This window comes from Micromonospora sp. NPDC048843, from assembly GCF_040649965.1.
In the GTDB taxonomy this organism is placed as follows: domain Bacteria; phylum Actinomycetota; class Actinomycetes; order Mycobacteriales; family Micromonosporaceae; genus Micromonospora; species Micromonospora hortensis.
Genome location: NZ_JBEZGJ010000044.1, coordinates 1 through 24848, shown reverse-complemented (window position 1 = coordinate 24848; position 24848 = coordinate 1). Strand labels below are relative to the sequence as shown.

Below are 24848 nucleotides of genomic sequence, written 5' to 3'. Positions count from 1 at the left end.
GGGCGTGGGGTGGCACAGGAGGCAGCGCAGTGACATCCGCTCCGCTCCCCCGGATCCTCCGCCGCCGCGGCGAGCCGGAATACCCGACCTTCCTGGAACTCTTCTTCGATCTCGTCTACATCTTCATGTTCTCCCGGCTCGCTGCCAGCCTGGCCGAGAACCTCACCGTCCGGAGCGCGGCGCAGACCGCCGTCCTGCTGCTGGCCGCCTGGTGGGTCTGGGTGCTGACCGCGTGGCTCACCGACCTGTTCAACCCCCGACTGCCGATCATCCAGGCGACAGTCCTGGTGGTCATGCTCGGCACCCTGCTGATGGCGATCGCGACGCCGTACGCCTTCGGTCGGTACGGGTGGCTCTTCGTCGCGGCGTACTTCGGTATTCACCTGGTCCGTGACGCCGTCCTGATCCCCGGCACCCGAGTGAACCGCCCGATCCAGGCCAGGAGCATCCGGGTCTTCTTCTGGTTCGGCGTCACAGTGACGCCCTGGGTGGCCGGAGTGTTCGTGGACGAGACCGCCCGACTGGTGCTCTGGTCGCTCGCGGTGGCGATCGACCTCGGCTCGGCTCGGATCGGCTGGCCGACGCCGAGGCTGGGGCGTACCGAGCTCGCCAGCCAGATCTTCACCGGTGTGCACCTCTCCGAGCGGCACCGGGCGATCTTCATCGTCGCCCTCGGCGAGTTGATCCTGAGCACCGGCACGGGGCTGGCCGGCAGCGGATTCACGGCTGGCGCGGTGGCTACCGGCGCTGTCGCGTTCGTCAGCGCGGTTCTCCTGTTCCAGCTCTACTTCCAGCGGGTCCAGCGGATCCTGGCACCACCGAGCGTCGCAACTGTGGAACGGGTCCGCTCCGGCACCTCCACCTCGTACAGCCACCTCGTCATGGTCGCCGGGGTGGTGCTGGTCTCGACCAGCACCTCGCTGGTCATCGACCGGCCGTTCGGTCGCGCCCCGGCCGAGCTGGTGGTCGCCACCCTCGGCGGACCGGTCCTGTTCCTGCTCGGCAGCGTCCTGTTCGACGCCGTGGTGACCGGCCGGATCCTCTGGTCCCGGGTGCTGGCGATCGTGGTGCTGTGTGCCGTGATGGCACCCGCGACACTCCTGCTCACACCCCTGACCGCCCTGGTGCTGGCGAACCTGGTCCTGCTGATCACCCTGGTCGGCGAAGGGTGGGCCGCGCGCAGCCGCCTGGTCGGGGCCGCCGCGCCATCGCGATGAAGCGCCGTCCGCGGCCCCGGGAAAGAGTCACCGCAGCATCGGCGGCGCCGGCGTTCGCGCGTGTCGCCGGGTGCTCAGCAGATTCGCCACGGCGATCAGGGCCAGCACGGCCATGGCGAGCAGCGCGACAAGCACCGGCGGCAGCAGGGGCGTGGCCGGCGCCACGCCCGCCAGCAGCACCAGCCCGGCCAGCCGGGACCTTGAGATCCGCCCGAACACCGTGAAGTCGAGGACACCCCGACCGACCAGGTACAACGCGGGGCCGCCGAGGATGACCGCGACCCACGACGACGGGGTCTCGCCCCACGGGCGGCTCACCACCAGGTGACTGGTGACCGCCGCGCCGACGATTCCGGCCACCATGATCAAATGGGTGACCGCGGCGGACTGGGTGAGCAGCGCCGGGTTGGACGACCTGGCGATCGCATCGGTCAGCAGCTCACCGGCGCGGTAGATGTAGATCCGCCACATCAGCACCACCGTGCTGAACACCACCACCAGCGCCCAGGCCCGTTCCATCGTGTACTCGCTCATGCTGAAGGTCGTTCCGGTCACGAAGAGCGAGACACCGAGCGCGACGATGACGAACTGCCGGTACCGCTCGGCCACCCGCCCGCCGACCAGCCGCCAGTCGCGCGGTCGTGAGCGACCGATCCCGGGCACCGGCCAGCCCAACGCCGCTGCGCCGTACTCGACGACGACAGCGAGCACCCAGATCGCCAGTTGCCCCGAACCGCCGACGAGCGCCCCACCAATCCAGCCGATGCCCGCGACGGCCTCCCAGATCAGGATGCGGATGCTGCGACGCGGCGGTCTCCTGAGCGAGACGACCAGGATGTAGTAGGCCGCCGTACTGAGGTGGATGACCACGTACGTGGTGGCGAAGAGCAGCCGGCGATCGCCGTACGCATCGGCCGCGAGCGCGGCCAACAGCAGGCTGGCGGCCGCCACCCAGATGAACTGCCCCTGCCCGGCAGGGCGGGTCAGGTCGACGCTGTCCGCCGTCCACACCGTCAGCGCCCAGATCATCGTGAACCCGAGCAGCAGCACCAGCGTCTCCGCGACGCCCGTCCAGGTCAGGTTCTCGGTCAACACCGTCGCCAAGGTGACCAGCGCGAAGACGTAGACGAGGTCGAAGAAGAGCTCCAGGAACGCCGGACGCTCCAGGCCCGGATCGGGGGGTGACGCCCCTGCGGCACCGCCGTCCGTCGCCATCGACATCGCGCTCCACCCGGTCCCCGCCGCACACCCTCCGTGGGGACGATACGGGCAAGTCCGACGCTGGACCCGTCATCGGGGTTCTTCCGGGTCGGATCCGCCGAGCCCGCCGGTGCTCGTCGCGGCGTCGAGGCGGATGCCGCCGGTGCTCGTCGCGGACGCCGCCGGTGCTCGTCGCGGCGTCGAGGCGGATGTCGTCGGGGTCGGTCAGCCCCGGGCGGCGAGGCGTCGTCGGGCCTTTTCCCTGATCGGCGCCGGCAGATCCTCGACGTCGAGCAGCCGGGGCAGCAACTCCGGTTCCAGGCTGGTCGCCCGGAACACCTCGCCGATGGTGACACCGTGCGCCGGCCGGTCCACCACCTCGACCGGGTCACCCGCGCCGACCTCCCCCTCGCGCAGCACCCGCAGGTAGGCCCCGGGCGATGCCCGGACGGTGAACCGCTTGATCAGATCCGGTACGCCCCAGAACCCGGCGAACGTGGTGCAGGGCGTACGCGGCTTGGTGACCTGCAACAGGGCCGAACCGACCTGCCACTGCTCGCCGATCACCGCACCCGTCACGTCGACCGCGTAGGTGGTCAGGTTCTCGCCGAAGCCGCCGGGCGGTATGGCGCGACCCAGTTCGGCCACCCACCAGGCGGCGTCCTCCTCCGCGTACGCGTAGACCGCCTGGTCCGGGCCGCCGTGCTGGGGCCGCTCAGCGATGAAGTCGCCCGCCACGCCGCCGGTGAGCAGCGACACCGGGCCGTCGACCGGCCGCTTGTCGATGCCGCTGCGACCGCTCGCGTCGCTGGCCCACCCAGCCTCGGTCACGATGCCGAGGTTCACCGCTGCCACCCTGCCCGTCATGACCGTCAGCCTAGTGGCGGTCCATGGCTGGGCAGGGCGGCAGCGTGGGGGTCGACATCCCGCACGTAGGCCGACGTCGGCCTCGGGCTGACGCGGGGTCAGCCCTTGACGGCGCCGGCCACCAGGCCGGAGACCATCCGACGCTGCACCAGCAGGAAGAAGATGATGACCGGCAGGGTGAACAGGGTCGACGCGGCCATCACCGGCCCCCAGTTGGTGTCGTCCCGACCGAAGAAGAAGGTCATCGCCACCGGAAGCGTGTAGCTGCCCTGGTCGTTGATGAAGGTCAGCGCGAAGATCAGCTCGTTCCAGGCGGTGATGAAGGAGAAGATGCTGGTGGCCACCAGGCCGGGCGCGACCAGCGGGAAGAGCACCCGGCGGAAGATCTGGGCCCGGCTGGCTCCGTCGATCGCCGCCGCCTCCTCCAACTCCTTCGGCACCGCGGCGACGAAGCCGCGCAGCATCCAGACCGCGAACGGCAGCGAGAAGCCGAGGTACGTGAGGATCAGGCTGGGCAGGGTGTTGTAGAGCCCGAGCCGCTGGATCATCAGGAACAGCGGGATGACCAACGCCTCCAGCGGGATCATCTGCACCACCAGCAGCATGATCAGGAAGCTGGTCCGCAGCTTGAAGCGGAACCGGGCCACAGCGGTCGCGGCGAGCAACGCCACCAGACCGCTGAGCACCACAGTCGAGACAGCTACCAACGCACTGTTGAGGAAGAAGTCGAGGAAGCTGACGCCGGGGATCAGGTTGCCGGTCAGGATCTCCCGATAGTGCGCCAACGTCGGATGAGTCGGCACCGGCTGCGGGGTGGCCGAGAAGATCTCGTTGCTCGGCTTCAGCGAGGTGGAGATCATCCAGTAGACCGGGAACGCCGCGAAGAGCGCGACCAGCAGCCCGGCGCCGTTGAGGGCGATTTTCTTCACGACTCGTCCTCCTGCCTGAGCACCATCCGTACGTAGAAGCCGGTGACCACGAGCAGGATCAGCGTGAGGATGACCGCGATGGCCGCGCCGAGCCCGTACTTGGGCGGCGGGGAGAAGGCTTCGGCGTACGAGTAGATGGCGAGCATGAACGTCGGCCGGTCCTGGGTGCCGCCGGCCAGCACGAACTGCTGGGTGAAGACCTTGAAGTCCCAGATCGTGGAGAGCACGATCAGGATCCCGAAGACCGGGCGCAGCAACGGGAAAGTGATCTTCCAGAAGACCCGCCACGGGCTGGCGCCGTCCACCCGGGCCGCCTCGTGCAGCTCACTCGGCACGCTCTTCAGACCGGCCAGCACGCTCACCGCGATGAACGGGAACGAGTGCCAGACCACCACCAGGGTGAGGATGGCGAAGAAGAGCAGTGGCGAGTTGAACCAGCCGTAGCCGGTCCAGTCGCTGCGCCCGAACAGGCTGTTCGAGAGACCGTCCGGCAACGCGTTGAACAACCACGTCACGAGGCCGCTCGTGTCGTCGAAGATCCACTTCCAGACGATGGTGCCGGTCAGCGCCGGCGTCGCCCAGGCGAGCATCACGCAGCTGGCCACGAACGTCGCCATCTTGCGACCGAGCCGGTTGAGCAGCAGCCCCACCAGGGTGCCGAGCACCATGGTGAGCAGCACGTTGGCCGCGGCGAACAGAACCGTGTTGCGCAGCACGGTCAGGAAGAACGGGTCGGAGAGGATGTCGACGTAGTTGCCGAACCCCACCCACGGCCACTCCCGATCGCCGCGCAGTTGCCGGACGCTGTTCAGCCGGTAGAAGGACATCACCACCACCTGGCCGAGCGGCCAGAGCAGCAGCACCCCGATGATCAGCAGAGCGGGCAGGAGCAGCAGGTAGGGCAGGCGGTCCACCCGGCGAGGCCGCCGCGCGGGGGTCTCCCGCGCAGCGGCCGTCTCCGGGTTTTTGGTCTGTGAGCTCACTTGCTGTTCAAAATGCCTTCCATCTCACCGGCCGCGTCGGCGGTAGCCTTCTCGACCGTCTTCTGACCCTTCATGACCGAGCTGTTCATCGCCTGGGTCACCGTCTTCGTCCGGCTGACCTCCACCCACTTCGGGGTGAGCGGCGTGAGCTTGGTGTTCTGCATCGTGGTGGCGAACGACGCCATCACCTTGTCGTTCGCGTACGCGTCACCGGAGACCAGGTCCTTGTAAACCGGGAAGAAGCCGAGGCTGCTCGCGAAGCTCTGTGCGTTCTTCTTGTTCAGCAGCACGGTCAGGTAGTCCCAGGCCAGGTCCTGCCGCTCGCTGTCCTTCCAGATCGCCACGTCCGAGCCGCCCGCGAAACCGGGCGCCGCCTTGCCATCCGGGCCGGGGATCGGGAACGTGCCCCAGACCTTCTCGATCTCGGGGTTGTCCTTCTTGATGGCGCCCTGCTGCCAGCTGCCGGCGAAGGCCATCGCGGCCTTGCCGGTGGCGAACTGGGTACGCGCGTCGATCTCGTTCCAACCCGCCGCCGCCGGCGGGGCGACCTTGTGCACTGTCACCAGGTCGGTCCAGAACTTGACGGCCCGCTGCGCCTCCGGCGTGGTGTAGCCGGACTTCCAGGTGCCGCCCTGGTTGCTGGCGATCTCGCCGCCGGCACCCCAGAGGAAGGAGTAGAAGGGCAGCTCGGAGTTTCCAGGCAGCGCGATGCCGTAGGTGCCCTTCTTCTTCGCCTGTACGGCCTTGGCCACTGTGACCAGCTCGTCCCAGTTCTTCGGGGGCTGCACGCCGGCCTCGGCGAACCAGTCGGTGCGGTAGTAGATGGCGCGCACACCGGCGTACCAGGGCACGCCGTACTGCTTGCCGTCGAGCTGAGCGTTGCGCACCAGGTCGGGCAGCAGATCCTTGCCGTCGGCCCAGCCGCCCATCCGACCACTCACGTCGGCGAGCGCCTCCTGGGCGGCCCAACCCTGAGTCTCGGTGTTGCCCAGCTCGGTGATGTCCGGCCCCTCACCGCCGGCGAGCGCCGCCTGGAACTTCTTGGGCGCCTCCAGCCAGGGGATGTACTGCACGACCACATCGGTGTCGGGGTGCTTCTGGCGGAACTCGGCCTCGACCCCGTCGAGGAAGGAGTTCTGCGCGTCCCCGCCCTCGCCCATCATCCAGACCGTGAGCTTGCTGTCGTCGGCCGCATCGTCGCTGGAGCCCCCACAGCCGGTCAGCACCATCGCGGCCGAGGCCACTATGGCGGTGACCGGGGCCAGCCGCTTCCACCTGTTCACGCCACTTCTCCCCTCGCGCCGCTTGGAACTAACCTTCTCCGCCGCACCCTAGTACGGAGAATTCCTTTACGACAGTGGGCGGGACTGGCCGAAGCGTGGCGACCGTACCGCAGCGGCCCGACGACCGGCACTCCAACATCCGGCCAAAGTCGGGCCTACCAGCACGAAAGAGCGCCCGGCTCTCGGCCGGGCGCCCTTTCCAGTCGTGCTGTTCCAGCAGTGGTGCTGTGTCGCCAGATGATGCCGGGTCGTTATCGGGTGACGCTGCGGCGGCGACCCACACCGGCCACCAGCGCGACAGCGATCGCGGCCACCACGACCTGCACCAGCAGCTCGCCCCAGTCGATGCCGCTCGTCTCGGTCGCGATGCCGATGGCCCGCGCCAGGACGGTGCCCAGCAGCGCGGCGCCGACACCGATCAGCAGGTGCAGCCAGATCGGCATGTTCTGCCGACCCGGGACGACCAGGCGGCCGAGCGCGCCGACGATGAGACCAACAACGATCGCAGTGATGATGCCCCACACGGTGAGCTCCACGGCCACCCTCCTTCAAGAATGTCTGACACACGGTTCGTGTGCTTCCTGTCGTGACCGTTAATTGCCCTACCCACCGAAAATCCAAACCGACTTCACTCACCAAACGATCACGACTTGGCCGACAGGGACACGTTCCACAGCGCTCCCACCAGCCGCCGGGCCGCCGGGCCGCCGGGCCGCCGAGCCGCCGAGCCGCCGAGCCGCCGGCGCATGATCAACACGAGGTCATTGAATCCGCGGCATTGGACCGACCGGGACACCGCGACATCACCAAAACCGAGTCGATCACTGGGTTCCAGCCCGCCGGGAACGTCGAGCAGGACGCGGCGACGGCCCTCGCGGCGGGCATAACACCGATGGGCGCCCGACCTGTCGGTCGGACGCCCATCGGAGGTGTCGCGGTGGTACGAGTTGGTGCTGTGGTGTTACCGGGTCACGCGGCGGCGGCCACCCACACCGGCCACCAGCGCGACAGCGATCGCGGCCACCACGACCTGCACCAGCAGCTCGCCCCAGTCGATGCCGCTCGTCTCGGTCGCGATGCCGATGGCCCGCGCCAGGACGGTGCCCAGCAGGGCCGCGCCGATACCGATCAGCATGTGCAGCCAGATCGGCATGTTCTGCCGGCCCGGGACGACCAGCCGGCCGAGCGCGCCGACGATGAGACCGACAACGATCGCAGTGATGATGCCCCACACGGTGAACTCCACGGTCGCCCTCCTTCAAAGAATGTGTGACACACGAGGTGTGTGCTTCCTGTCGTGACGGCTAAGTGCCCGAGCCACCGAAAGCCCAAACCGACTCACCTCAATCGACAACGCCACTCGTCAATGTTTTCGAGGTGCGTCGGTTGGCGCGTAAGTACGTCCACACAGGTAGGAGGCCATGTCGTCGACCCGCCGGCCCCAGCACAGCGACAGAAAATTTTCCGCGCCCGGCGGTCACACGCCCCACACGGGCGCGCTCGGCCGGCAGTCTCGGCGGCCCGCCAGACCCGACGGGGGGCAGTGCGGGCGAAGTGCGCGGAAACGCGACGCGCCCGGGTGCGGGTGGCACCCGGGCGCGTACGGCGGCGCGAACTACTTCTTGCCGGCGGCCTTGCCGTCGCCGGAGTCGGAGGAGAGGGCGGCGATGAAGGCCTCCTGCGGCACCTCGACCCGGCCGACCATCTTCATCCGCTTCTTGCCTTCCTTCTGCTTCTCCAGCAGCTTGCGCTTACGGCTGATGTCGCCGCCGTAGCACTTGGCGAGCACGTCCTTGCGGATCGCCCGGATGGTCTCCCGGGCGATGACCCGGCTGCCGATGGCCGCCTGGATGGGTACCTCGAACTGCTGGCGCGGGATCAGGGTGCGCAGCTTGGCGGCGATGGTGACGCCGTAGTTGTACGCCTTGTCCTTGTGCACGATGGCGCTGAACGCGTCCACCGGCTCGCCGTGCAGCAGGATGTCCACCTTCACCAGGTCGGACGCCTGCTCGGTGGTGGGCTCGTAGTCGAGCGAGGCGTAGCCCTTGGTGCGGCTCTTCAGCTGGTCGAAGAAGTCGTAGATGATCTCCGCGAGGGGCAGCGTGTAGCGCAGCTCCACCCGGTCGGCGGAGAGGTAGTCCATGCCGAGCAGGTTGCCGCGACGGCCCTGGCAGAGCTCCATGACCGCGCCCACGTAGTCGTTGGGCGTCAACACTGTGGCCCGGACCACCGGCTCGTACACCTCGGCGATCTTGCCGGTGGGGTACTCGCTCGGGTTGGTGACGACGATCTCCTCGCCGTCGTCGGTGATCGCCCGGTAGACGACGTTCGGCGCGGTGGAGATCAGGTCGAGGTTGTACTCGCGCTCCAGCCGCTCCCGGATGATCTCCAGGTGAAGCAGGCCGAGGAAGCCGCAGCGGAAGCCGAACCCGAGCGCGCCGGAGGTCTCCGGCTCGTAGTCCAGGGCGGCGTCGTTGAGCTTGAGCTTGTCCAACGCCTCGCGCAGGTTGGGGTAGTCGGACCCGTCGATCGGGTAGAGGCCGGAGTAGACCATCGGCTTCGGGTCCTTGTAGCCACCCAACGCCTCGGCCGCCGGCCGAGTGTTGATGGTGACCGTGTCACCGACCCGGGACTGCCGGACGTCCTTCACACCGGTGATCAGGTAGCCGACCTCGCCGACGCCGAGCGCCTCAGCCTTGACCATCTCGGGTGAGATGACACCGATCTCCAGCAGCTCGTGCACAGCACCGGTGGACATCATCTTGATCCGGTCGCGGGCGCTGATCCGGCCGTCGATGACCCGGACGTACGTGACGACGCCGCGGTAGACGTCGTACACCGAATCGAAGATCATCGCCCGGGCGGGCGCCACCGCGTCACCGACCGGTGGGATGAACTGCCGGACGATCTCGTCGAGGAGGTACGGAACGCCCTCGCCGGTCTTGCCGGAGACCCGGATGCAGTCCGCGGGATCACCGCCGATCAGGTGGGCCAGCTCCTCGGCGTACTTCTCCGGCTGCGCGGCCGGCAGGTCGATCTTGTTGAGCACCGGGATGATGCGCAGGTCGTTCTCGAGAGCCAGGTAGAGGTTGGCCAGGGTCTGCGCCTCGATGCCCTGCGCGGCGTCGACAAGCAGCACGGCACCCTCGCAGGCAGCCAACGACCGCGACACCTCGTAGGTGAAGTCCACGTGCCCCGGGGTGTCGATCATGTTGAGTACCGCTTGCTCACCAGCCCGCTCACCCTCGCGGATGGTCCACGGCATGCGGACGGCCTGGCTCTTGATGGTGATGCCGCGCTCGCGCTCGATGTCCATCCGGTCCAGGTACTGCGCGCGCATCTGCCGCGGGTCGACCACACCGGTGAGCTGCAACATCCGGTCGGCCAGGGTCGACTTCCCGTGGTCGATGTGGGCGATGATGCCGAAGTTCCGGATGCGACCGGGGTCGGTGGCACCAGGGGCGTTCGCGCCGGGATCGAGCTTCGGTGGCACAGCGGTCCGTTCTGGTCGGCTGACGTGAACAGGCCGGCGCGCCGCCGACCCCCTCTATGTTCCCACGCCGCCGGGGTGCGCCCACTGCGCGGGCGATGGAACGGCCCGAGGACCCCTCACTCCATCGGCGGCTCGACGAAGAGCGCGGCCAGCCGGGGCAGCCGGCGACGCGCCTCGTCCTCGTCGTCGAAGTCCCAGAAGTCGTTGAGATCCGGCGTCCGCACCGGGTCGCGGTCCGCCGGCAGTTCGGTGGCGGCGGCCTTGCGGTACGCGTCCCAGGGCACCGAGAGCATCTGCTCGGCGGAGAACTCCTCGCCGCTGAGCGAGGCTGCCCGCACCTGGGGCAGTTCGGCCAGTGAGTCCGGTTCGGCGACCGCACCGGCGAAGACGGCCCGCCCCTGGGTCATCAGCCAGCCCCGGAAGTGTTCGAAGCCCTCAGCCGAGGCACCACCGTTGATCAGGTACGCCGCACCCCACAGATCCGCCTTGTGCGAGGCGGCCAGCACCCGCGTCTGGTGCCGCGCGTACCCGATGATGTCCTCCGGGTCGCGCTCCGCGAGCAACGCCACGGCCCGCGCGGCGACCGGGCCGGGTTCACCCCCGCCGCCGGCCCGCGCCTCGTCGATCAGCTTCCAGAAGTCCTCGGTCCTCATGGCTTGGCAGTCTGGCAGTGTCGCCGTGCGTCGCGCACGTACCCCGGGGCAGCATGGTGGGATGTCCCCTCCCCTGCTGCCGCCGGTGCCGTACCACGCGAGTGCCCTGCGCCCGTCGTGGCCGGCGTTGCCGGCGGCGCTGCGGACCGCGGTCGCCGACCGGCTCGGCGCGCCGGTGGTCACCGCCCGGATCGCGGGCGCGGGCTTCACCCGCGGGTTCGCCGCCGTGCTCGACACCGCCGACGGTGGTCAAGCCTTCGTCAAGGCCGCACCCGCCGCCGAGCAACCGCATCTGGTCGACTGGTACGCCCGGGAGGCAGCGATCCTCGACCGGCTGCCGGCCGACCTGCCGGCGCCCCGCCCCCGGTGGACCCTCTCCGCGGCCGGCTGGTTCGTGCTCTGCACCGACGCGGTCGACGGGCACACACCGCACCTGCCCTGGGTGCCCGCCGAGTTGGACGCCACCCTCGCCGGGTACGCGCGCATCGCCGCCGCCCTGGCCGACCCGCCGGCCGAGCTGACAGCGCTCGACCTGCCGCACCTGGCCGACCTGGCCCGGTCGGACATCCTCTGGTGGGAGGAGGTCGCCGCCGGTCGGGAACCGACCCCACCACTGCCCGCGCCGCTGGTGGGCCGGCTGCCCGAGCTGGTGGAGTTGGAGTCCCTCCTCCCCCGGTACGCCGTCGGCGCGACCGGCCTGATCCACGGCGACCTGCGGGTCGACAACGTGCTGATCGGCACGGACGGCCGAGCCTGGTTCTGCGACTGGACCTGGGTCTGCTCCGGGCCGGCCTGGTTCGACCTGGCCGGCCTGCTGCTCACCGCGTACGCCAGCGGGCTGGACGCGGACCGGCTCTTCGCCGCGCACCCGGCCGCCGCCGGCGCGCCAGCGGACGCGTTGGACGCGACACTGGCCGCGTTGGCCGGCTACTACCTGACCGGCGCGGCGGCGGCACCGCCGACGGCCTCGCCGCACCTGCCCGCCCACCAGCGGTGGAGCGGCGAGCAGTCGCTCGACTGGCTGGCCCGCCGCCAGGGCTGGCGGTGACGGCTGACCAGCCTGAAGCGGCCCGGACTCCCGGTCACGCGTACCGGCCTGCCGCCAGGGCCGGCGGTGGGCCGCCGCCGTGTTCGAGGGCGTAACCTGGTCCCCGACGGGCCGGGTCCGTCCGCGCGAAGGCCGAGCCGTTTTGGCTCGTCCCGGGCGACCTGGTAACCTGGCTCTTCGCGCAGCGATGACGCACGTTCGTCATCACGCGCAATAAGCTGACCAACCCGAGCTATCAAGACGAGGCTGTCGCGTGGCGAACATCAAGTCCCAGATCAAGCGCAACCGGCAGAACGAGAAGGCCCGGCTGCGCAACAAGTCGGTCAAGTCGTCGCTGAAGACCGCCGTCCGGAAGTTCCACGAGGCTGCCGAGGCCGGTGACGTCGAGAAGGCGACCGCGCTCATGCTGGACGCCTCGCGCAAGCTGGACAAGGCCGTCAGCAAGGGCGTGATCCACTCCAACCAGGCCGCGAACCGCAAGTCCGCGATCGCGAAGCGCGTGGTGTCGCTCTCCGCCTGACGACTTAACCGTCAGACTGATTCGGAAAACCCCGGGCCCCAGGCCCGGGGTTTCCGTGTGTCCAGAGGCCGGCCGTGTTCATCCGGGCGGCCGTTCTCTGCGGGCCGGCCGTTCTGTGCGGGATGCGGGCAGCGTTTCTCCCGCCGGCCGTCCCTGGGCGTGGGCTCTGACGGGTCGGCGGTCAGTCTGAGGGGTTGGCCCGTCGGGGCGGTGGCACCGGATCGGCGGTGATCACCACGCCGGGAACGCTGTGCGAGACCCACTCCACCCGGGCTCGGCCGACCACCGGTTCCATCTGCCGGCGAAACCGGTCCCGCTCCTGCTCGGGCACGAGCGCGGCGGAGCGGACCACGATCGCGGCCACCATGTCGTTGAGCTTCACCATGGCGGCCACCACGACCGGCAGCACCAGCACCGCCCACCAGCTGACCAGCTCGGCGAGGGCGAGCAGCACCGCCAGAGCGATGGCACCCTCGAAAAAGAGGAAGCACAGCACGCCGCCGGGGTTGACGAACCGCAGGCCGAGCAGCCGGGCGTAGAGCGGCCGGTAGCGCTCCTCGTCCACGGGAATGGTGGCCCACGCTGGGCGGTTCGCCCCCGTCACCTGGTGCTGCCCTGCCGGGCCGCCGCGACCGAGAAGACCGCACGCTCCAGGGCGTACGCCCTGTCGTCGGAGCCGCCCTTGACGGCCGCGTTGCACTCGGCGGCGACCTGCATGGCCCGGACCAGGCCCTCCGGCGTCCAGCCCCGCCCCTGCCGCTGCGCCCGCTCGATCTTCCAGGCGGGCATTCCGAGGCTGCTGGCGAGCTGGTACGCGCTACCCCGCCCGGCCGACGCCACCCGGGCCACAGTGCGCACCCCGTCGGCCAGGGCGTCGGCGATGGGCACCGGGTCGACCCCGACGTGCAGGGCCCAGCGCAGTGCCTCCAGCGCCGCCGGCACGTCGCCGACCATTGTGGCGTCCGCCACCGTGAAGCCGGTCACCTCGACCCGGCCCCGGTAGTAACGGGAGACCGTCTCGGCGCTGATTCGCCCATCGGTGTCGGCGACCAGTTGGGAACAGGCGGCGGCCAGCTCACGCAGGTCGTTGCCGACCGCCGCGATGAGCGCCTCGGCGGCGTCGTCGGTGCACTTTCCGCCGGCCCGGCGGATCTCGTCGCGGACGAAGGCCACCCGGTCGCGGTGCCCCTTGAGCTTGGCGGCCGGGACGACAGTCGCGCCGGCCGCCCGCAGACCGTCGGCGAACGCCTTGCCCTTGGCACCGCCCAGGTGCAGCACCAGCAGCTGGACCTCCGGGTCGGGATTCTTCGCGTACGCCAACAGCGCGGCGACCAGGTCCTTGCGGGCGTCCTGGCCGGAACGCAGGATCAACAGCCGCCGCCCGCCGAACAGCGAGGGGCTGAGCATCTCGGCGATCTCGCCGACGGTGAGCGCGCTGGCCTGGTACTCGCGGACGTCCACCTCGGGGTCGACACTGCGAACCTTCGCGACAGCTTCGGTGACCGCGCGCGTGGCGAGCAGTTCCTCGTCACCGAGGACGAGCAGAATGGGGGCGAGGCTGGCGGGGGTCACGCCGCCCATATTCGCACGGCCTGCGGCGGGATCGTGCCTGCTCATTCGCTGCTTGATCGGCGCAGCCCGCACACAGCGCAAATCCAGACATCCAACTCAATTCCCCGCTTAATCCGCAAGTCACCCGCGCCTCATGACCCACGCCGCAGCGTCCGCGATCTCCCCGATCTTGCACTTTCGGTCGCCCATACGCCTGGAATGCCCTCCATGCCGCGACAGCAACTGCAAGATCGCGGGCGGGGTCGGGGGTTACCTGTCGATCATGGAGTTGTGGTGCCTGTTTTGCGCCTTAAGGTGGCCTTTGTCGCCCACCATAAGTCCATGATCGACGGGGCAGTGTGGGATTGACGAACAGCAGTCTGTCTTACGCAACGGCGTGCCTACTTGCTACATGCGCCATCAGGAGACCGCGGTGTCGGACCACGGTGATACGCCGGGTTCAGCGGAACCGAGTCGATCAGTGACCGAGAACAGCCAGCGCGGTTCCGGGGCCGTCCGCTTGCGGGTCAGGCCCCTCCGCGCAGGTCAGAGCCGTCCGCGCAGGTCAGGGCCGTCCGCCCGCCGGTCAGGGCTGCCGGCGCGCGGGTCAGGGCCGTCCGCCCGCCGGTCAGGGCTGCCGGCCTGCGGGCACACCTCGCCGGGCTACCGCCAGACCGTCGCCCGTTCGGACCGCCGCCACGTCGCCATCCGTGTCGGTGCGCAGCACCCGCACCCCGCCCCTGCCCAGTTGGGCGAGTAGCGCCGGACTCGGGTGCCCGTAGGTGTTGCCCGTGCCCACCGGCACGAGCGCCACCGTCGGCCGCACCGCGTCGAGGAACCCCGGATCCTGATACGCCGACCCGTGGTGCGCGACCTTCAACACGTCCGCCCGTAACTGGCCGGGGGCCGCCCGCGCCAGCAGCGCGTGCTGCTCCTCGGTCTCCGCGTCGCCGGCTAACAGGATCCGTACCCCGGCCACCGTGGCGCGCAGCACCAGCGAGTTGTTGTTCGGATCGGACCTGGTCCCGGCCAGCGGGTACGGCGGGCCGAGCACCAGCAGGTCGACCTCGCCCACGGGGTGGCGAGCGCCAGCCACCGTGGTGAGCAGCGCGGCCCGCCCCCCGGTGGCCGCCGCTCGAACCAGGTCCCGGCCGCTCTCCGGGTCGGTGGACGACGGCGTCAACACGGCACCCACCCGCCGTCCCCGGAACACCCCGGCCACCCCGCCCACGTGGTCCGCGTGAAAGTGACTGATCACCAGCAGGGGCACCTCCCGTACGCCGAGCCGACGTAGGCAGCCGTCCACCGCACCCGGTTCCGGCCCGGCGTCCACCACCACGGCCCGGCCGGGGTCGACCGGGAGCACCAGGGCGTCGCCCTGCCCCACCGCGCAGGCCACCACCACCCACCCGGCGGGCGGCCAGCCGGCAGCCACCAGCCGGACCGGCAGGGCACCCAACACGGCGGCGACCCCGACCACCGCCACCAGCCGGCGTACGAGTGGCCGGCGAACAGCGATCAGCAGCGCGACGGTCAGCCCGGTCAGCAGCAGGGCACCGGGCACCCCGCCCGGCCACGGCAGGGTGCCACCTGGCAGTCGAGCACCGTGGCGGGCGATGACCACCAGCCACCAGGCCGGCCAACTCGCCAGCCACGCGACGAACTCGGCGCCGGCTGGCCAGATCGGCGAGACCATGGCCGCCAGCACGCCCAGCACTGTCGCAGGCGCGATGGCCGGCACCGCCAGCAGGTTTGCCGGCACCGCCACCAGGCTCACAGTGCCGGAGATCCCGGCGACGACCGGGCCGCAGGCGAGTTGGGCGGCCGCCGGCACGGCCAGCGCCTCGGCCAGCCCTGGCGGGACGCCTCGCCGACGCAATCCGTCCCGCCAGCGCGGCGCCAGCAGCAGCAGGCCACCGGTGGCCAGCACGGAGAGGGCGAACCCGGGGTCCCCGGCCAACTCGGGGTCGACGAGCACCAGCACTGTCACGGCGGCGGCCAGCGCGGGCAGCGCCGCCCGAGGTCGACCGGCGGCGAGCGCGGCGAGCCCGATCGCTCCCATCGTGGCGGCCCGTACGACGCTCGGTGACGGGCGGACCAGGATGACGAACCCCACCAGCGCCACCGCACACAGCGCCGCGGCGAGCCACGGGCCGGCACGCGACCACCGGGCCAGTAACAGCACCGCACCCACCACGATCGCGACGTTGGAGCCGGAGACCGCGTTGAGATGTGTCATCCCGGTGGCCTGGAAGTCCGCCTCGACGGCGGGTGGAAGTCGGCTGGTATCACCCACCACCAGACCGGGCAGCAGCCCGCCGGGGTCGTCGGGCAGCGGCGCGCAGGCCCGTTGCAGGCCGGTACGCAGCGTCCCGGCGGCGCGCTGCGCCCAGGACGGCGCGCCGTGCCGCTCCGGTGGACCGTTGGTGCTGAGCACCGCCGCGGTGAGGTCGCCGCCCCGCGGAACGCCGAGCCGGCCGTCGACGGTGAGGCGCTGCCCGGGTAACAGCCCCCGCCACGCCGGGTCGGTCGCCAGGACGAGCAGCCGCACCGATGCGTGGATCCGTCGACCATCCGGGCCGGTGAGCCGGACCAGCTCGGACGACACCAGCAGCATCCCCGGCCGCCCGGCGCTCCGGATCGGGCGCGGATCGTCCCGGACGACCAGGTCGGCGGTGATCGGAGCGCGTTGCTCGGCGAGGGCACGGATCGCCGGCGCGTCGCGGACGGCGAGCTGGGCGGCGGTAGCCGCACCACCGCAGACCACACCGAGGCCGACCGCCACGGCGACCCACCCGTAGCGCCGCACCACGGCTCGGGGACTGCCGAGGCGGCCGAGCAGGTGCACGGCACCAATTGCCGTCAGCCCGGCTGCCGTACCCGTCACCAGCAGCGTGGTGCGGCTGCCGAGGTGCAGGCCGGCGAGCGCCGTCAGCCAGGCCGCCACCGCGAGCCCAGCCAGTCGCAGATCCGGCGGCTCGGACCGGGCCCGGCCAACCAGTGGCGTGCTCGGAGCCGGCCCGGCCAGCGGCTCGGGCTGAGCCCTACCGGCCGGCGAAGGGCCAGCGGCGACGGAGGACTCGCTCACACCGTCACCAGATCCTTGAGCTGCTCGTAACGGGCATCACCGATCCCGTCGACCTGGCGTAGGTCGCCGACGGACTTGAACCCGCCGTGCTGGTCTCGATGGGTGAGGATTCGTTGGGCGAGCACCGGCCCCACCCCGGGCAGCGCGTCGAGCTGCGCCAGCGTCGCGGTGTTGAGGTTCAGCGGCCCGGTGGCGGGTGCCGCGCCGCCCGCCGCAGGCCCGGCCGCGCCGCCCGGCACCGGCGGTGGCGGTGGCGTCACCCCGACCACGATCAGCTCGCCGTCGTTGACCTTGCGGGCGGGGTTGAGCAGCGCCACGTCGACCCCCGGGAGCGCGCCGCCGGCCGCCTGCACCGCGTCGGCGAGCCGGGACCCGGCCGGCAGGCGTACCAGACCGGGTTTTCGGACCTTGCCCGCGACCGCCACCACCACCTCGGCGGAGCTGGACACGCTCGGGTCACCCGCCGGCGCGGCCGACGCGGCGTCGCTGGCCAGCGGGGCGACCGGCTCCGACTGCGGCCGGGCCTGCCAGGCCCAACCTGCCGCGCCCACTACCACCACCACGGCGACCACCGCCAACGCCCGCACACCGCGCCGCCCAGGGTCGAACGCACCGGGGCCGGGCAGCCGCGACTCGGACGGGACCGCAAGGCCGTCCGATGTCGGCTCCGCGACCAGCGCGGCGGGCTGGGAGGGCAGCACGTCCGCCGGCAGCGCGCCGACCAGGGACGACGGGGGTACGCCCGCGAGCGGCACCTCCGGCCGGGGCGGTGGCACGACGGCCGTCTCCGTCAGCCGGCGCAGGCGCTGGCGTACCTCTGTCTCCTCGTCGTGCGACACAGCGCGACGCTATGGCGGCGGCCGGGACGGTGGTGGGTGACGACGTCTTCCTGTGGACAACCACCGCCACTGTGGACGACGCCCTGATCATGCTCTGATCTGCTATGTGGGCGTCAAGTTACGGCGCGCGGCCTGGGCGGCCGGTCTGGTCGCGGACGCCCACAGCGAGCGGACTACCCTCGCCGGTATGTCCGACTCCCGCCTGCTGCGCATCGGCACCCGCAACTCTCCGATGGCTCTCGCCCAGGTCGAGCGGGTCCGCGCGATGCTCGCCGATCGGCACCCAGAGGTCACAGTGGACGTGCTGTCGATGTCGACAAGCGGGGACCGCTGGCACGGTGACCTGGCTGCCCTGGGCGGCAAGGGGGCGTTCACCAAGGAGGTGGACGCGGCCCTGATCGCCGGGGATGTGGACCTGGTTGTGCACTGCGTCAAGGACGTCCCCGGAGACCGGCCGGCACCGGCCGGCACGGTGATGGCCGCCTACCTGGCCCGTGACGATGTCCGGGACTGCCTCGTGCACCCGGGCGGGCTGCGGATCGACCAACTGCCCTCCGGTACCCGGATCGGCACCTCCGCCGTCCGGCGGGTGGCGCAGCTGGCGCTGCACTGGCCGAGCCTGGTGCCGGTGGCCATCCGGGGCAACGCGAACAGCAGGCTCGCCAAACTCGACGCCGGGGACAGGTACGACGCACTGCTGCTCGCGGTCTCCGGGCTGGAACGGATCGGGCAGGCCGCCCGCATCACCCACCCGATCGGCGTCGACACGATGGTCCCGGCCGTCGGCTCCGGCACCCTGGTCCTGCAGTGCCGGGAGGACGACGTGAGCACCCGCGACCTGGCAGTCAGCCTCGGCGACCCACGGGCCTGGCGGGAGACCGTGGCGGAACGGACCATGCTGCGGATCCTGGAGGGGAACTGTCACTCCCCCATCGCTGCGCTTGCCCGCACCGAATCCGACGGACGCCTCGGCCTACGGGCGAGGGTGATCAGCGTTGACGGTAAGACAGTGCTCGACGTACACGAATGGGCGGCGGATCCGATCACCCTCGGGACCTCCGTCGCCGCCGACCTGCTCCAGCAGGGCGCTCGTGACCTCCTCGACCCGCCCGCGCACGCCTGACAGGTCGACGGTTTCTACCGCCGGGCCGTCTACGTTCGCGCCTGGGGATCCGGCGGCAAGAACGGCCAGAAACTCGAAGCGGATCTGCCGCCTTGTCTCGATCACGGTCAGCAGGGGCAGGGCGTGTTCGTCGCCGACAGCTAGAAGCCGAGCGATCTTGGCGGTCAGCGGGCCTCCGGGTCGAGGCCGAGCACGGCCCGTCCGCCGTCCACCGGCAGCGTCACCCCGTTGACGAAGCTCGCCGCGGGCGACAGCAGGTACGCGACCGCCTCGGCCACCTCGTCGGCCCGCCCGATGCGGCCCACCGGGTGCAGGCGGGTCAGCTCGGCGTCGATCCACTGGGCCTGGGTGGGCTCCTGCGTGGCGAGGAATTCGGCGTGCCGCTCGGTGGCGATCGAGCCGAGCGCCACCGCGTTGGCGCGGATGCCGTGCCGCCCGTACTCGACGGCCAGCGCCCGGGTCAGCCCTTCCACTGCGGCCTTCGCCGTCGCGTACGGCAGGGCACCGGACACCGGTCGACGGGCCTGGTGCGACGAGACGTTGACGATCGCGCCGCCTGCGGCGCGGGCCAGGAAGCGGCGGACGGCGACAGCGGCGCCCACAACGGCTGGGCGCAGGTTCAACCCGATCAGGTCCAGTACCGTGTCGGCCGACGCGGTGTGCAGCGTGGCGTCGCGGAACACCGCAGCATTGTTCACCCAGCCGGTCAGCGGCGCGGCGCGGTCGGCCAGCTCGGCGGCGCGCTCGGCCACCTGCTCGTCGGCGGCGTCGCCGATGACCGCGACGAGCCGATCGGCGGCCGGATGGTCGGCCAACCAGTCGACAACGTCGGCGTCGCGTTCCAGTACGACGATGGTTGCGCCGGTCGCCAGCAGCCGTTCCACCACCGCCCGGCCGACACCGCGACCGCCTCCGGTCACCACGCACGACGTGGGCACGGCTCAGCCCTGCGGTCGGCGGTGGACGACCACACAGGCCAGGCCAGGCCCGGCGTGCGCGGCGACCACCGCACCCGCCTCGGAGACGTACGTGTCGTGCAGCCGGTCACCGAACCGCTCGGTCAGCGCGGCGCGCAGCGCTTCGGCGCGTTGCGGCGCGGCCAGGTGGTGCACCCCGAGATCCACGTCGTCGCCGTCGGCCGTCTCGAAGGCCAGGTCCACGAGACGGGCCACTCCCCGGCTGGCGGTGCGGACCTTCTCCCGCAGCACTATCGCCCCGTCCGGCATGTGCATGATCGGCTTGACGGACAGCGCGGTGCCAACCAACGCCTCGGCCGCGTTGATCCGGCCGCCTCGGCGGAGGAACTCCAGCGTGTCGACGTAGAACCAGACGGTGGTGCGGGCGATGGCGCCGAGCGCCGCGTCGCGTACAGCGGCACTGTCCGCGCCAGCCTCGGCGGCGGTGGCGGCGGCGATGGCCGGAAAGCCCAGCCCCATGCCCGCCGAGCGGCTGTCCACTACCTCGACCCGGCCGTCCAGGTCGGCGGCGGCGAGCCGGGCGGCCTCCACAGTGCCGGACAGCGCGGCGGAGATGTGCACCGAGACGATCCCGTCGGCGCCGGCGTCGAGCAGTCGACGGTACGTCCTGGCGAACTGTTCGGGTGCCGGGCGCGAGGTGGTCGCTGTGACCCGGCGGGCACTCAGCGCCACTGTGGCGTCGGCCGGCTGGGTCTCCACCCCCTCCAGCCCTTCCGCGCCGTTGAGCACGACGGTCAACGGCACGACGGTCAGCCGGTGCGCCTGCACCAGCTCGGACGGAAGGTAGGCGGTGGAGTCGATGACAACCGCGACGGGCATGCCCGGCACGCTAGCCGATCGAGGCCCCGAACGCCGAGGCGCGAATGCTCAGACCGCGTCGACGGCGACCGGGGCGGTGATCAGGCCGACGTTGTGCGCCCGCAACTGCCAGCCACTGACGTCCTGCGGACGCCCGATGGCCGGCGCACGGTCGTCGTGCCGTAGCTCACTCCAATGGCAGTTGGCCAATGAGCCGATGGAGCGCAGCACACCAGTGTCCCAGCCGAGCAGATGACCCATGCCCTGCCGGGAACCGCCACCGTGGGTGGCGACCACCACAGTGCCGCCGGCTGCCGCCTCGGCAGCCTCCCGCAGCGCGGCACCGACCCGCTCACCGAGGTCGTGCAGGGGCTCCAGATCCGCGCCCGGGTCCGGGTCACCGGCCCGCCAGCGCGCGTACTCGTCGGGGAATCGCTCGGCGACCTCGGTGAGGTGCAGACCCTGCCACTGGCCGAAGTGCCGCTCGCGCAGCCGGGCGTCGGTGCGTACCGGTAGGCCCGTCAGCGCGGCGAGCGCGGCGGCGGTGTCGGCGGCGCGGCTCAGGTCGCTGGCCACGATGGCGTCGGGCCGCAGCCCCGCGAGCAGCGGGGCGGCGGCGCGGGCCTGGTCGCGGCCAAGCTCGTTGAGGGGTACGTCGGTCTGCCCCTGGACGCGGTTGGCGGCGTTCCAGTCGGTGTTGCCGTGCCGCCAGACGATCAGTCGGGTCATTCGGCCGCGGCGGACCCGCTGGCGTCGGCCTCGACCAGGTCGCGATCGACGAACGGGATGGTGGGGCAGTCCTTCCAGAGGCGGTCGAGCCCGTAGAACTCGCGCTCCTCGGTGTGCTGGACGTGCACCACGATGTCGACGTAGTCGAGCAGCACCCAGCGGCCACCACGCTCGCCCTCGCGCCGCACCGGCTTCGCCTTGTCCGGCAGCTCGAGCAGGCTCTCCTCGATGGCGTCGACGATGGCCAGCACCTGACGCTCGTTGGGGGCAGCAGCGAGCACGAACGCGTCGGTGATGGCGAGCTGGTCGCCGACGTCGATGATCGTGATGTCCTGCGCCTTCTTGTCGGCGGCGGCCTGGGCGGCCGCGATAGCCAGCTCGTGAGCGCGTTCGGAAATCGTCACCGTTCTCCTTCGATCAAGCGTGCGATCCTCCAAGCGTCTCATACCCGGCGGCACCCCGATCGTCCAGTTCTGGTCGGTTAACGGCACGAAACTGGGCATAACGGGTGCACTCAGCGCTGATAGAGGCTCCGCTTGGCGATGTACTGCACCACACCGTCTGGCACCAGGTACCAGACCGGCTCGCCTCGGGCTACCCGAGCGCGACAGTCGGTCGACGAGATGGACATAGCGGGCACCTGGATCAGGCTGACGGTGTCCGCCGGGAGGTGCTTGTCGCTCAGCGGAAAACCGGGCCGGGTCACGCCGATGAAATGGGCCAGCTCGAAGATCTCATCCAGGTCCTTCCAAGACAGAATGCGTTGCAGGGCGTCCGCGCCGGTGATGAAGAACAACTGCACCTTCGGGCCGTACTCGGCCTGAAGGTCACGCAGCGTGTCGACCGTGTAGGTAGGGCCACTACGGTCGATGTCGACCCGACTGACCTGGAAGCGGGGGTTGGAGGCGGTGGCGATCACTGTCATCAGGTACCGGTCCTCGGCCGGGCTGACCGGCTCGTCGGCCTTCTGCCACGGCTGACCGGTGGGCACGAAGACCACCTCGTCCAGGCCGAACCGGTCCGCCACCTCGCTGGCCGCGACGAGGTGCCCGTGGTGGATCGGGTCGAAGGTGCCACCCATGATCCCGATCCGCCGGATATCTTCCTCCACCCAATGATCGTAGGCCGAGCGTCGTGGCCGACCGTCCCGGCCCGGCACCGTGATCAACTCGACTTCCTGAGAGTCGGCCCATCTGGGAGACCCGGACACCGCGAGTTCATGAAAACCGAGTCAATCCACCGAGGGCACCGCACGTAGGGGGTCGTAGCATTCTGACCGTCGGCGTATATTCGTCGGCGAGTAACCGTCGACGAGCGAGGGGGTCATCGTGCCGAAGCGGCGCAAGGTCGGCAACCTGCTGGCGCTGGCCGTGCTGTCCGCGCTGGTCCAGCGGCCGATGCACCCGTACGAGATCGCCACCGCACTGCGTGCCTGGGGCAAGGACCAGGACATGGAGTTCAAGTGGGGGTCCTTCTACACGGTGATCGGCAACCTGGACAAACACCACCTCATCGAGGCGGTGGAGAGTGTGCGCGAGGGCCGACGCCCGGAACGCACCGTCTACCGGATCACCGACGCGGGGCGGGCGGAGCTGGTCGACTGGGCCCGCGAGCTGGTCTCCACCCCGATGGCGGAGCATCCCCGCTTCCGGGCCGGGTTGTCAGTGCTCGCCGCGCTGCACCCCGACGAGGCCACCGGCCTGCTGCGGCAGCGACTCGACCTGTTGGAGGCCGCGGTCCACCAGGACCGCGAGACCCTCGACGCGCACCTGCGAGAGATCCCGCGGCTGTTCCTGGTGGAGTCGGAGTACGACCTCGCCATCCGCAACGCGGAGGCCGCCTGGCTGCGGGCACTGCTCGCCGAGCTGACCTCGGGCAGCTACCCCGGGTTGGACACCTGGCGGGCCTTCCACGAGACCGGCGAGATGCCTGCCGAACTGACCGAGTTGGCCGAGAAGACACACGCCCCGAAGGCCAACCCCGACACCCCGACCACCCACACCCAGGAGGCCAGCCCCGACAGCGCCGAACGCCCCGACAGCAGCAGCCGGGGAGCCGACACCACCGGCTGAAGAGCGGCCCCGGCGAGGTGCGCCAACACCTCACCGGGGCCCTGACCCCGAACCGACGCCTGGGAAGGCACCCGGCCCGAAGCGGCAACCACGAGGATAACCGGGCTCCCTCCCAGGTCCGCGCGCCCGCGCACCGACCACACCAGGTCCGCGCCCGCGCGCCAACGACCACAACCAGGGAGAGAGCATGACCACGGTACGAACCGCGATCGTCATCGGCGCTGGCATCGCCGGGCCGGTGACAGCGCTCGCGCTGCGCCGCGCCGGCATCACCGCAACCGTCTACGAGGCTTACCCGACCACGGCCAGCGGCATCGGCGGCACCCTCGCCCTCGCGCCCAACGGCGTGGCGGCTCTGCGTACGGTCGGCGCGCACGAGGCGGTGACGGCGATCGCCACACCGATCGACAGCAGCGCTCTGGCCGTCGGCCGCCGCCGCATCGCCATGCCCACGCTGACCGGGGTGCCGCCGCTGCACGTGGTGCACCGGGCTGAGCTTTACCAGGTGCTGCACGACCAGGCATTCGTCGAAGGTGTGCCGTTCGCGTACGGCAAGCGGCTGGTCCACGCCGAGCAGACCGGCGACGGCGTGACCGCACGCTTCGAGGATGGCAGCACCGCGACCGCCGACATCCTCGTCGGCGCGGACGGGATCCGCTCCACGGTCCGGGGTCTCATCGACCCGTCCGCGCCCGGCCCCCGGTTCACCGGGCTGCTCGGCTTCGAGGCGGTCGCCCGGCACGAGGTGGACGCCGAGCCCGGCACTATGACGTTCGCGTTCGGCCGACGCGGCTACTACCTGTACTGGCCGGAGCCTGGCGGCGGCACCCGGTGGGGGGCCAACCTGCCGCAGCGGCGGCCGATGAGCCTCGTCGAGGCCCGGGCGGTGCCGGCGGAGCAGTGGCTGGACACGCTGCGCGCCACCTACGGCGACGACGACCCGGGCCGGGAGTTGGTCGCGACCAGCAACGCCGACGACCTCCAGGTGGTCGGGTCGTTGCAGATCATGCCGCCCGTGCCGCATTGGCATCGGGGCCGGATGGTGCTGGTCGGCGACGCGGCGCACGCGCCGTCGAACAGTTCGGGGCAGGGCGCGTCGTTGGCCATCGAGAGCGCTGTGCAACTCGCCCGCTGCCTGCGCGACCTGCCGGACGTTCAGGCGGCGTTCGCCGCGTACGTGCGGTTGCGTCGTACCCGGGTGGAGAGGGTCGCGGCCCGCGCGGCCCGCATCAACCACGCGAAGGCGCCCGGTGCGGTCGCGCGGACGCTGATGCCGCTGCTGATGCCGCTGATGGTGCGCACGGTGCTGGACCCGGAGAAGACCGTCGCCGACGAGCAGCGCTACGTCATCGACTGGGACGCGCCGGTCACGGCGGAGCCCGCCCTGCGCTGAGCGGTGGCTGCGGGGTGGCTGGCCAGCCACCCCGCAGGGGCCAGCCCGATCGGAAGAGCGTCGGGGAGGGGAAGTGTGTGGTGGA

Annotated in this window: 24 protein-coding genes; 6 read left to right on the top strand and 18 right to left on the bottom strand. The window is 70.9% G+C overall.

The annotated features are described in order from the left end of the window. Positions 1–29 precede the first annotated feature (29 nt). A complete protein-coding gene (locus tag AB0C20_RS13505) occupies positions 30–1217 on the top strand; it encodes a low temperature requirement protein A (RefSeq protein ID WP_357191062.1) in 1188 nt (395 codons plus the stop codon). Between the two features lie 27 nt (positions 1218–1244). Here the strand turns inward: AB0C20_RS13505 and AB0C20_RS13500 are convergent, their stop codons facing one another. The 9 genes from AB0C20_RS13500 to AB0C20_RS13460 form a co-directional block, all read right to left on the bottom strand. After that, positions 1245–2438, bottom strand: a complete 1194-nt coding sequence (locus tag AB0C20_RS13500) for a low temperature requirement protein A (protein ID WP_357568060.1) — start codon at positions 2436–2438, stop codon at positions 1245–1247. Between the two features lie 204 nt (positions 2439–2642). Beyond that, the gene (locus AB0C20_RS13495) at positions 2643–3284 is read right to left on the bottom strand and encodes an MOSC domain-containing protein (protein ID WP_357191058.1); all 642 of its coding nucleotides are present in this window, start codon (positions 3282–3284) and stop codon (positions 2643–2645) included. Positions 3285–3382: 98 nt separating this feature from the next. Beyond that, positions 3383–4213: a carbohydrate ABC transporter permease gene (locus AB0C20_RS13490; RefSeq protein WP_238678492.1), complete on the bottom strand. Its 831-nt coding sequence runs from the start codon at positions 4211–4213 to the stop codon at positions 3383–3385. Beyond that, complete coding sequence (locus AB0C20_RS13485) at positions 4210–5196, bottom strand: sugar ABC transporter permease (protein WP_357191055.1); 987 nt, start codon at positions 5194–5196, stop codon at positions 4210–4212. Before AB0C20_RS13485 ends, AB0C20_RS13490 begins: the two co-directional genes overlap by 4 nt. Next, positions 5193–6479 (bottom strand): sugar ABC transporter substrate-binding protein, encoded by a 1287-nt coding sequence (locus AB0C20_RS13480; RefSeq protein ID WP_357191053.1) that lies wholly within the window; start codon positions 6477–6479, stop codon positions 5193–5195. The genes AB0C20_RS13485 and AB0C20_RS13480 overlap by 4 nt, the downstream gene beginning before the upstream one ends. 251 nt (positions 6480–6730) lie before the next feature. Continuing rightward, on the bottom strand, positions 6731–7015 hold the full coding sequence (locus tag AB0C20_RS13475; protein ID WP_203122726.1) for a GlsB/YeaQ/YmgE family stress response membrane protein: 285 nt from the start codon (positions 7013–7015) through the stop codon (positions 6731–6733). 425 nt (positions 7016–7440) lie between these two features. After that, the gene (locus AB0C20_RS13470) at positions 7441–7725 is read right to left on the bottom strand and encodes a GlsB/YeaQ/YmgE family stress response membrane protein (protein ID WP_091409827.1); all 285 of its coding nucleotides are present in this window, start codon (positions 7723–7725) and stop codon (positions 7441–7443) included. A gap of 369 nt (positions 7726–8094) precedes the next feature. Further along, on the bottom strand, positions 8095–9972 hold the full coding sequence (gene lepA / locus AB0C20_RS13465) for a translation elongation factor 4 (RefSeq protein WP_357191050.1): 1878 nt from the start codon (positions 9970–9972) through the stop codon (positions 8095–8097). Between the two features lie 116 nt (positions 9973–10088). Continuing rightward, positions 10089–10625: a DUF4240 domain-containing protein gene (locus AB0C20_RS13460; RefSeq protein ID WP_357568058.1), complete on the bottom strand. Its 537-nt coding sequence runs from the start codon at positions 10623–10625 to the stop codon at positions 10089–10091. Between the two features lie 61 nt (positions 10626–10686). On the opposite strand from AB0C20_RS13460, the gene AB0C20_RS13455 reads away from it, so the two are divergent. After that, positions 10687–11673 (top strand): phosphotransferase, encoded by a 987-nt coding sequence (locus AB0C20_RS13455; RefSeq protein ID WP_357191045.1) that lies wholly within the window; start codon positions 10687–10689, stop codon positions 11671–11673. A gap of 253 nt (positions 11674–11926) precedes the next feature. After that, the gene (gene rpsT, locus AB0C20_RS13450; RefSeq protein WP_030491765.1) at positions 11927–12193 is read left to right on the top strand and encodes a 30S ribosomal protein S20; all 267 of its coding nucleotides are present in this window, start codon (positions 11927–11929) and stop codon (positions 12191–12193) included. A gap of 181 nt (positions 12194–12374) precedes the next feature. On the opposite strand, the gene AB0C20_RS13445 is transcribed toward rpsT, so the two are convergent. The 4 genes from AB0C20_RS13445 to AB0C20_RS13430 form a co-directional block, all read right to left on the bottom strand. Then, entirely contained in the window at positions 12375–12797 is a 423-nt protein-coding gene (locus tag AB0C20_RS13445) for a hypothetical protein (protein ID WP_091409841.1), read from the bottom strand. Next, positions 12794–13774 (bottom strand): DNA polymerase III subunit delta, encoded by a 981-nt coding sequence (gene holA / locus AB0C20_RS13440; protein ID WP_357191042.1) that lies wholly within the window; start codon positions 13772–13774, stop codon positions 12794–12796. The genes AB0C20_RS13445 and holA overlap by 4 nt, the downstream gene beginning before the upstream one ends. A gap of 598 nt (positions 13775–14372) precedes the next feature. Continuing rightward, positions 14373–16772, bottom strand: a complete 2400-nt coding sequence (locus AB0C20_RS13435) for a ComEC/Rec2 family competence protein (protein ID WP_357568070.1) — start codon at positions 16770–16772, stop codon at positions 14373–14375. Positions 16773–16828: 56 nt separating this feature from the next. Next, positions 16829–17671, bottom strand: coding sequence for a ComEA family DNA-binding protein (locus tag AB0C20_RS13430; RefSeq protein ID WP_357568057.1), 843 nt, complete (start codon positions 17669–17671; stop codon positions 16829–16831). Positions 17672–17858: 187 nt separating this feature from the next. Here AB0C20_RS13430 and hemC point away from each other — a divergent pair, with 187 nt between their 5' ends. Further along, the gene (gene hemC, locus AB0C20_RS13425; RefSeq protein WP_357568055.1) at positions 17859–18794 is read left to right on the top strand and encodes a hydroxymethylbilane synthase; all 936 of its coding nucleotides are present in this window, start codon (positions 17859–17861) and stop codon (positions 18792–18794) included. A gap of 164 nt (positions 18795–18958) precedes the next feature. Here the strand turns inward: hemC and AB0C20_RS13420 are convergent, their stop codons facing one another. The 5 genes from AB0C20_RS13420 to nadD form a co-directional block, all read right to left on the bottom strand. Next, on the bottom strand, positions 18959–19732 hold the full coding sequence (locus tag AB0C20_RS13420; RefSeq protein ID WP_357568053.1) for an SDR family oxidoreductase: 774 nt from the start codon (positions 19730–19732) through the stop codon (positions 18959–18961). A gap of 3 nt (positions 19733–19735) precedes the next feature. Then, positions 19736–20590: a DegV family protein gene (locus tag AB0C20_RS13415; protein WP_357191405.1), complete on the bottom strand. Its 855-nt coding sequence runs from the start codon at positions 20588–20590 to the stop codon at positions 19736–19738. A 48-nt stretch (positions 20591–20638) separates the two neighbouring features. After that, complete coding sequence (locus AB0C20_RS13410; RefSeq protein ID WP_357191407.1) at positions 20639–21298, bottom strand: histidine phosphatase family protein; 660 nt, start codon at positions 21296–21298, stop codon at positions 20639–20641. Beyond that, positions 21295–21702, bottom strand: coding sequence for a ribosome silencing factor (gene rsfS, locus AB0C20_RS13405; RefSeq protein ID WP_210785344.1), 408 nt, complete (start codon positions 21700–21702; stop codon positions 21295–21297). Before rsfS ends, AB0C20_RS13410 begins: the two co-directional genes overlap by 4 nt. Positions 21703–21812: 110 nt before the next feature. After that, the gene (gene nadD / locus AB0C20_RS13400; protein WP_030336528.1) at positions 21813–22409 is read right to left on the bottom strand and encodes a nicotinate-nucleotide adenylyltransferase; all 597 of its coding nucleotides are present in this window, start codon (positions 22407–22409) and stop codon (positions 21813–21815) included. Positions 22410–22626: 217 nt separating this feature from the next. Here nadD and AB0C20_RS13395 point away from each other — a divergent pair, with 217 nt between their 5' ends. Beyond that, a complete protein-coding gene (locus tag AB0C20_RS13395) occupies positions 22627–23370 on the top strand; it encodes a PadR family transcriptional regulator (protein WP_357191409.1) in 744 nt (247 codons plus the stop codon). A 187-nt stretch (positions 23371–23557) separates the two neighbouring features. After that, positions 23558–24763, top strand: coding sequence for an FAD-dependent monooxygenase (locus AB0C20_RS13390; RefSeq protein ID WP_357191412.1), 1206 nt, complete (start codon positions 23558–23560; stop codon positions 24761–24763). Positions 24764–24848: the final 85 nt, after the last annotated feature.

What these genes read in the sequence shown, in the direction of transcription:
- AB0C20_RS13455 (WP_357191045.1), top strand. Translation starts at nt 10,687, where the DNA reads ATGTCCCCTCCCCTGCTGCCGCCGGTGCCGTACCACGCGAGTGCCCTG.
- hemC (WP_357568055.1), top strand. Translation starts at nt 17,859, where the DNA reads ATGTCCGACTCCCGCCTGCTGCGCATCGGCACCCGCAACTCTCCGATG.
- AB0C20_RS13410 (WP_357191407.1), bottom strand. Translation starts at nt 21,298, where the DNA reads ATGACCCGACTGATCGTCTGGCGGCACGGCAACACCGACTGGAACGCC.
- holA (WP_357191042.1), bottom strand. Translation starts at nt 13,774, where the DNA reads ATGGGCGGCGTGACCCCCGCCAGCCTCGCCCCCATTCTGCTCGTCCTC.
- AB0C20_RS13500 (WP_357568060.1), bottom strand. Translation starts at nt 2,438, where the DNA reads ATGTCGATGGCGACGGACGGCGGTGCCGCAGGGGCGTCACCCCCCGAT.
- AB0C20_RS13390 (WP_357191412.1), top strand. Translation starts at nt 23,558, where the DNA reads ATGACCACGGTACGAACCGCGATCGTCATCGGCGCTGGCATCGCCGGG.
- AB0C20_RS13460 (WP_357568058.1), bottom strand. Translation starts at nt 10,625, where the DNA reads ATGAGGACCGAGGACTTCTGGAAGCTGATCGACGAGGCGCGGGCCGGC.
- AB0C20_RS13415 (WP_357191405.1), bottom strand. Translation starts at nt 20,590, where the DNA reads ATGCCCGTCGCGGTTGTCATCGACTCCACCGCCTACCTTCCGTCCGAG.
- AB0C20_RS13495 (WP_357191058.1), bottom strand. Translation starts at nt 3,284, where the DNA reads ATGACGGGCAGGGTGGCAGCGGTGAACCTCGGCATCGTGACCGAGGCT.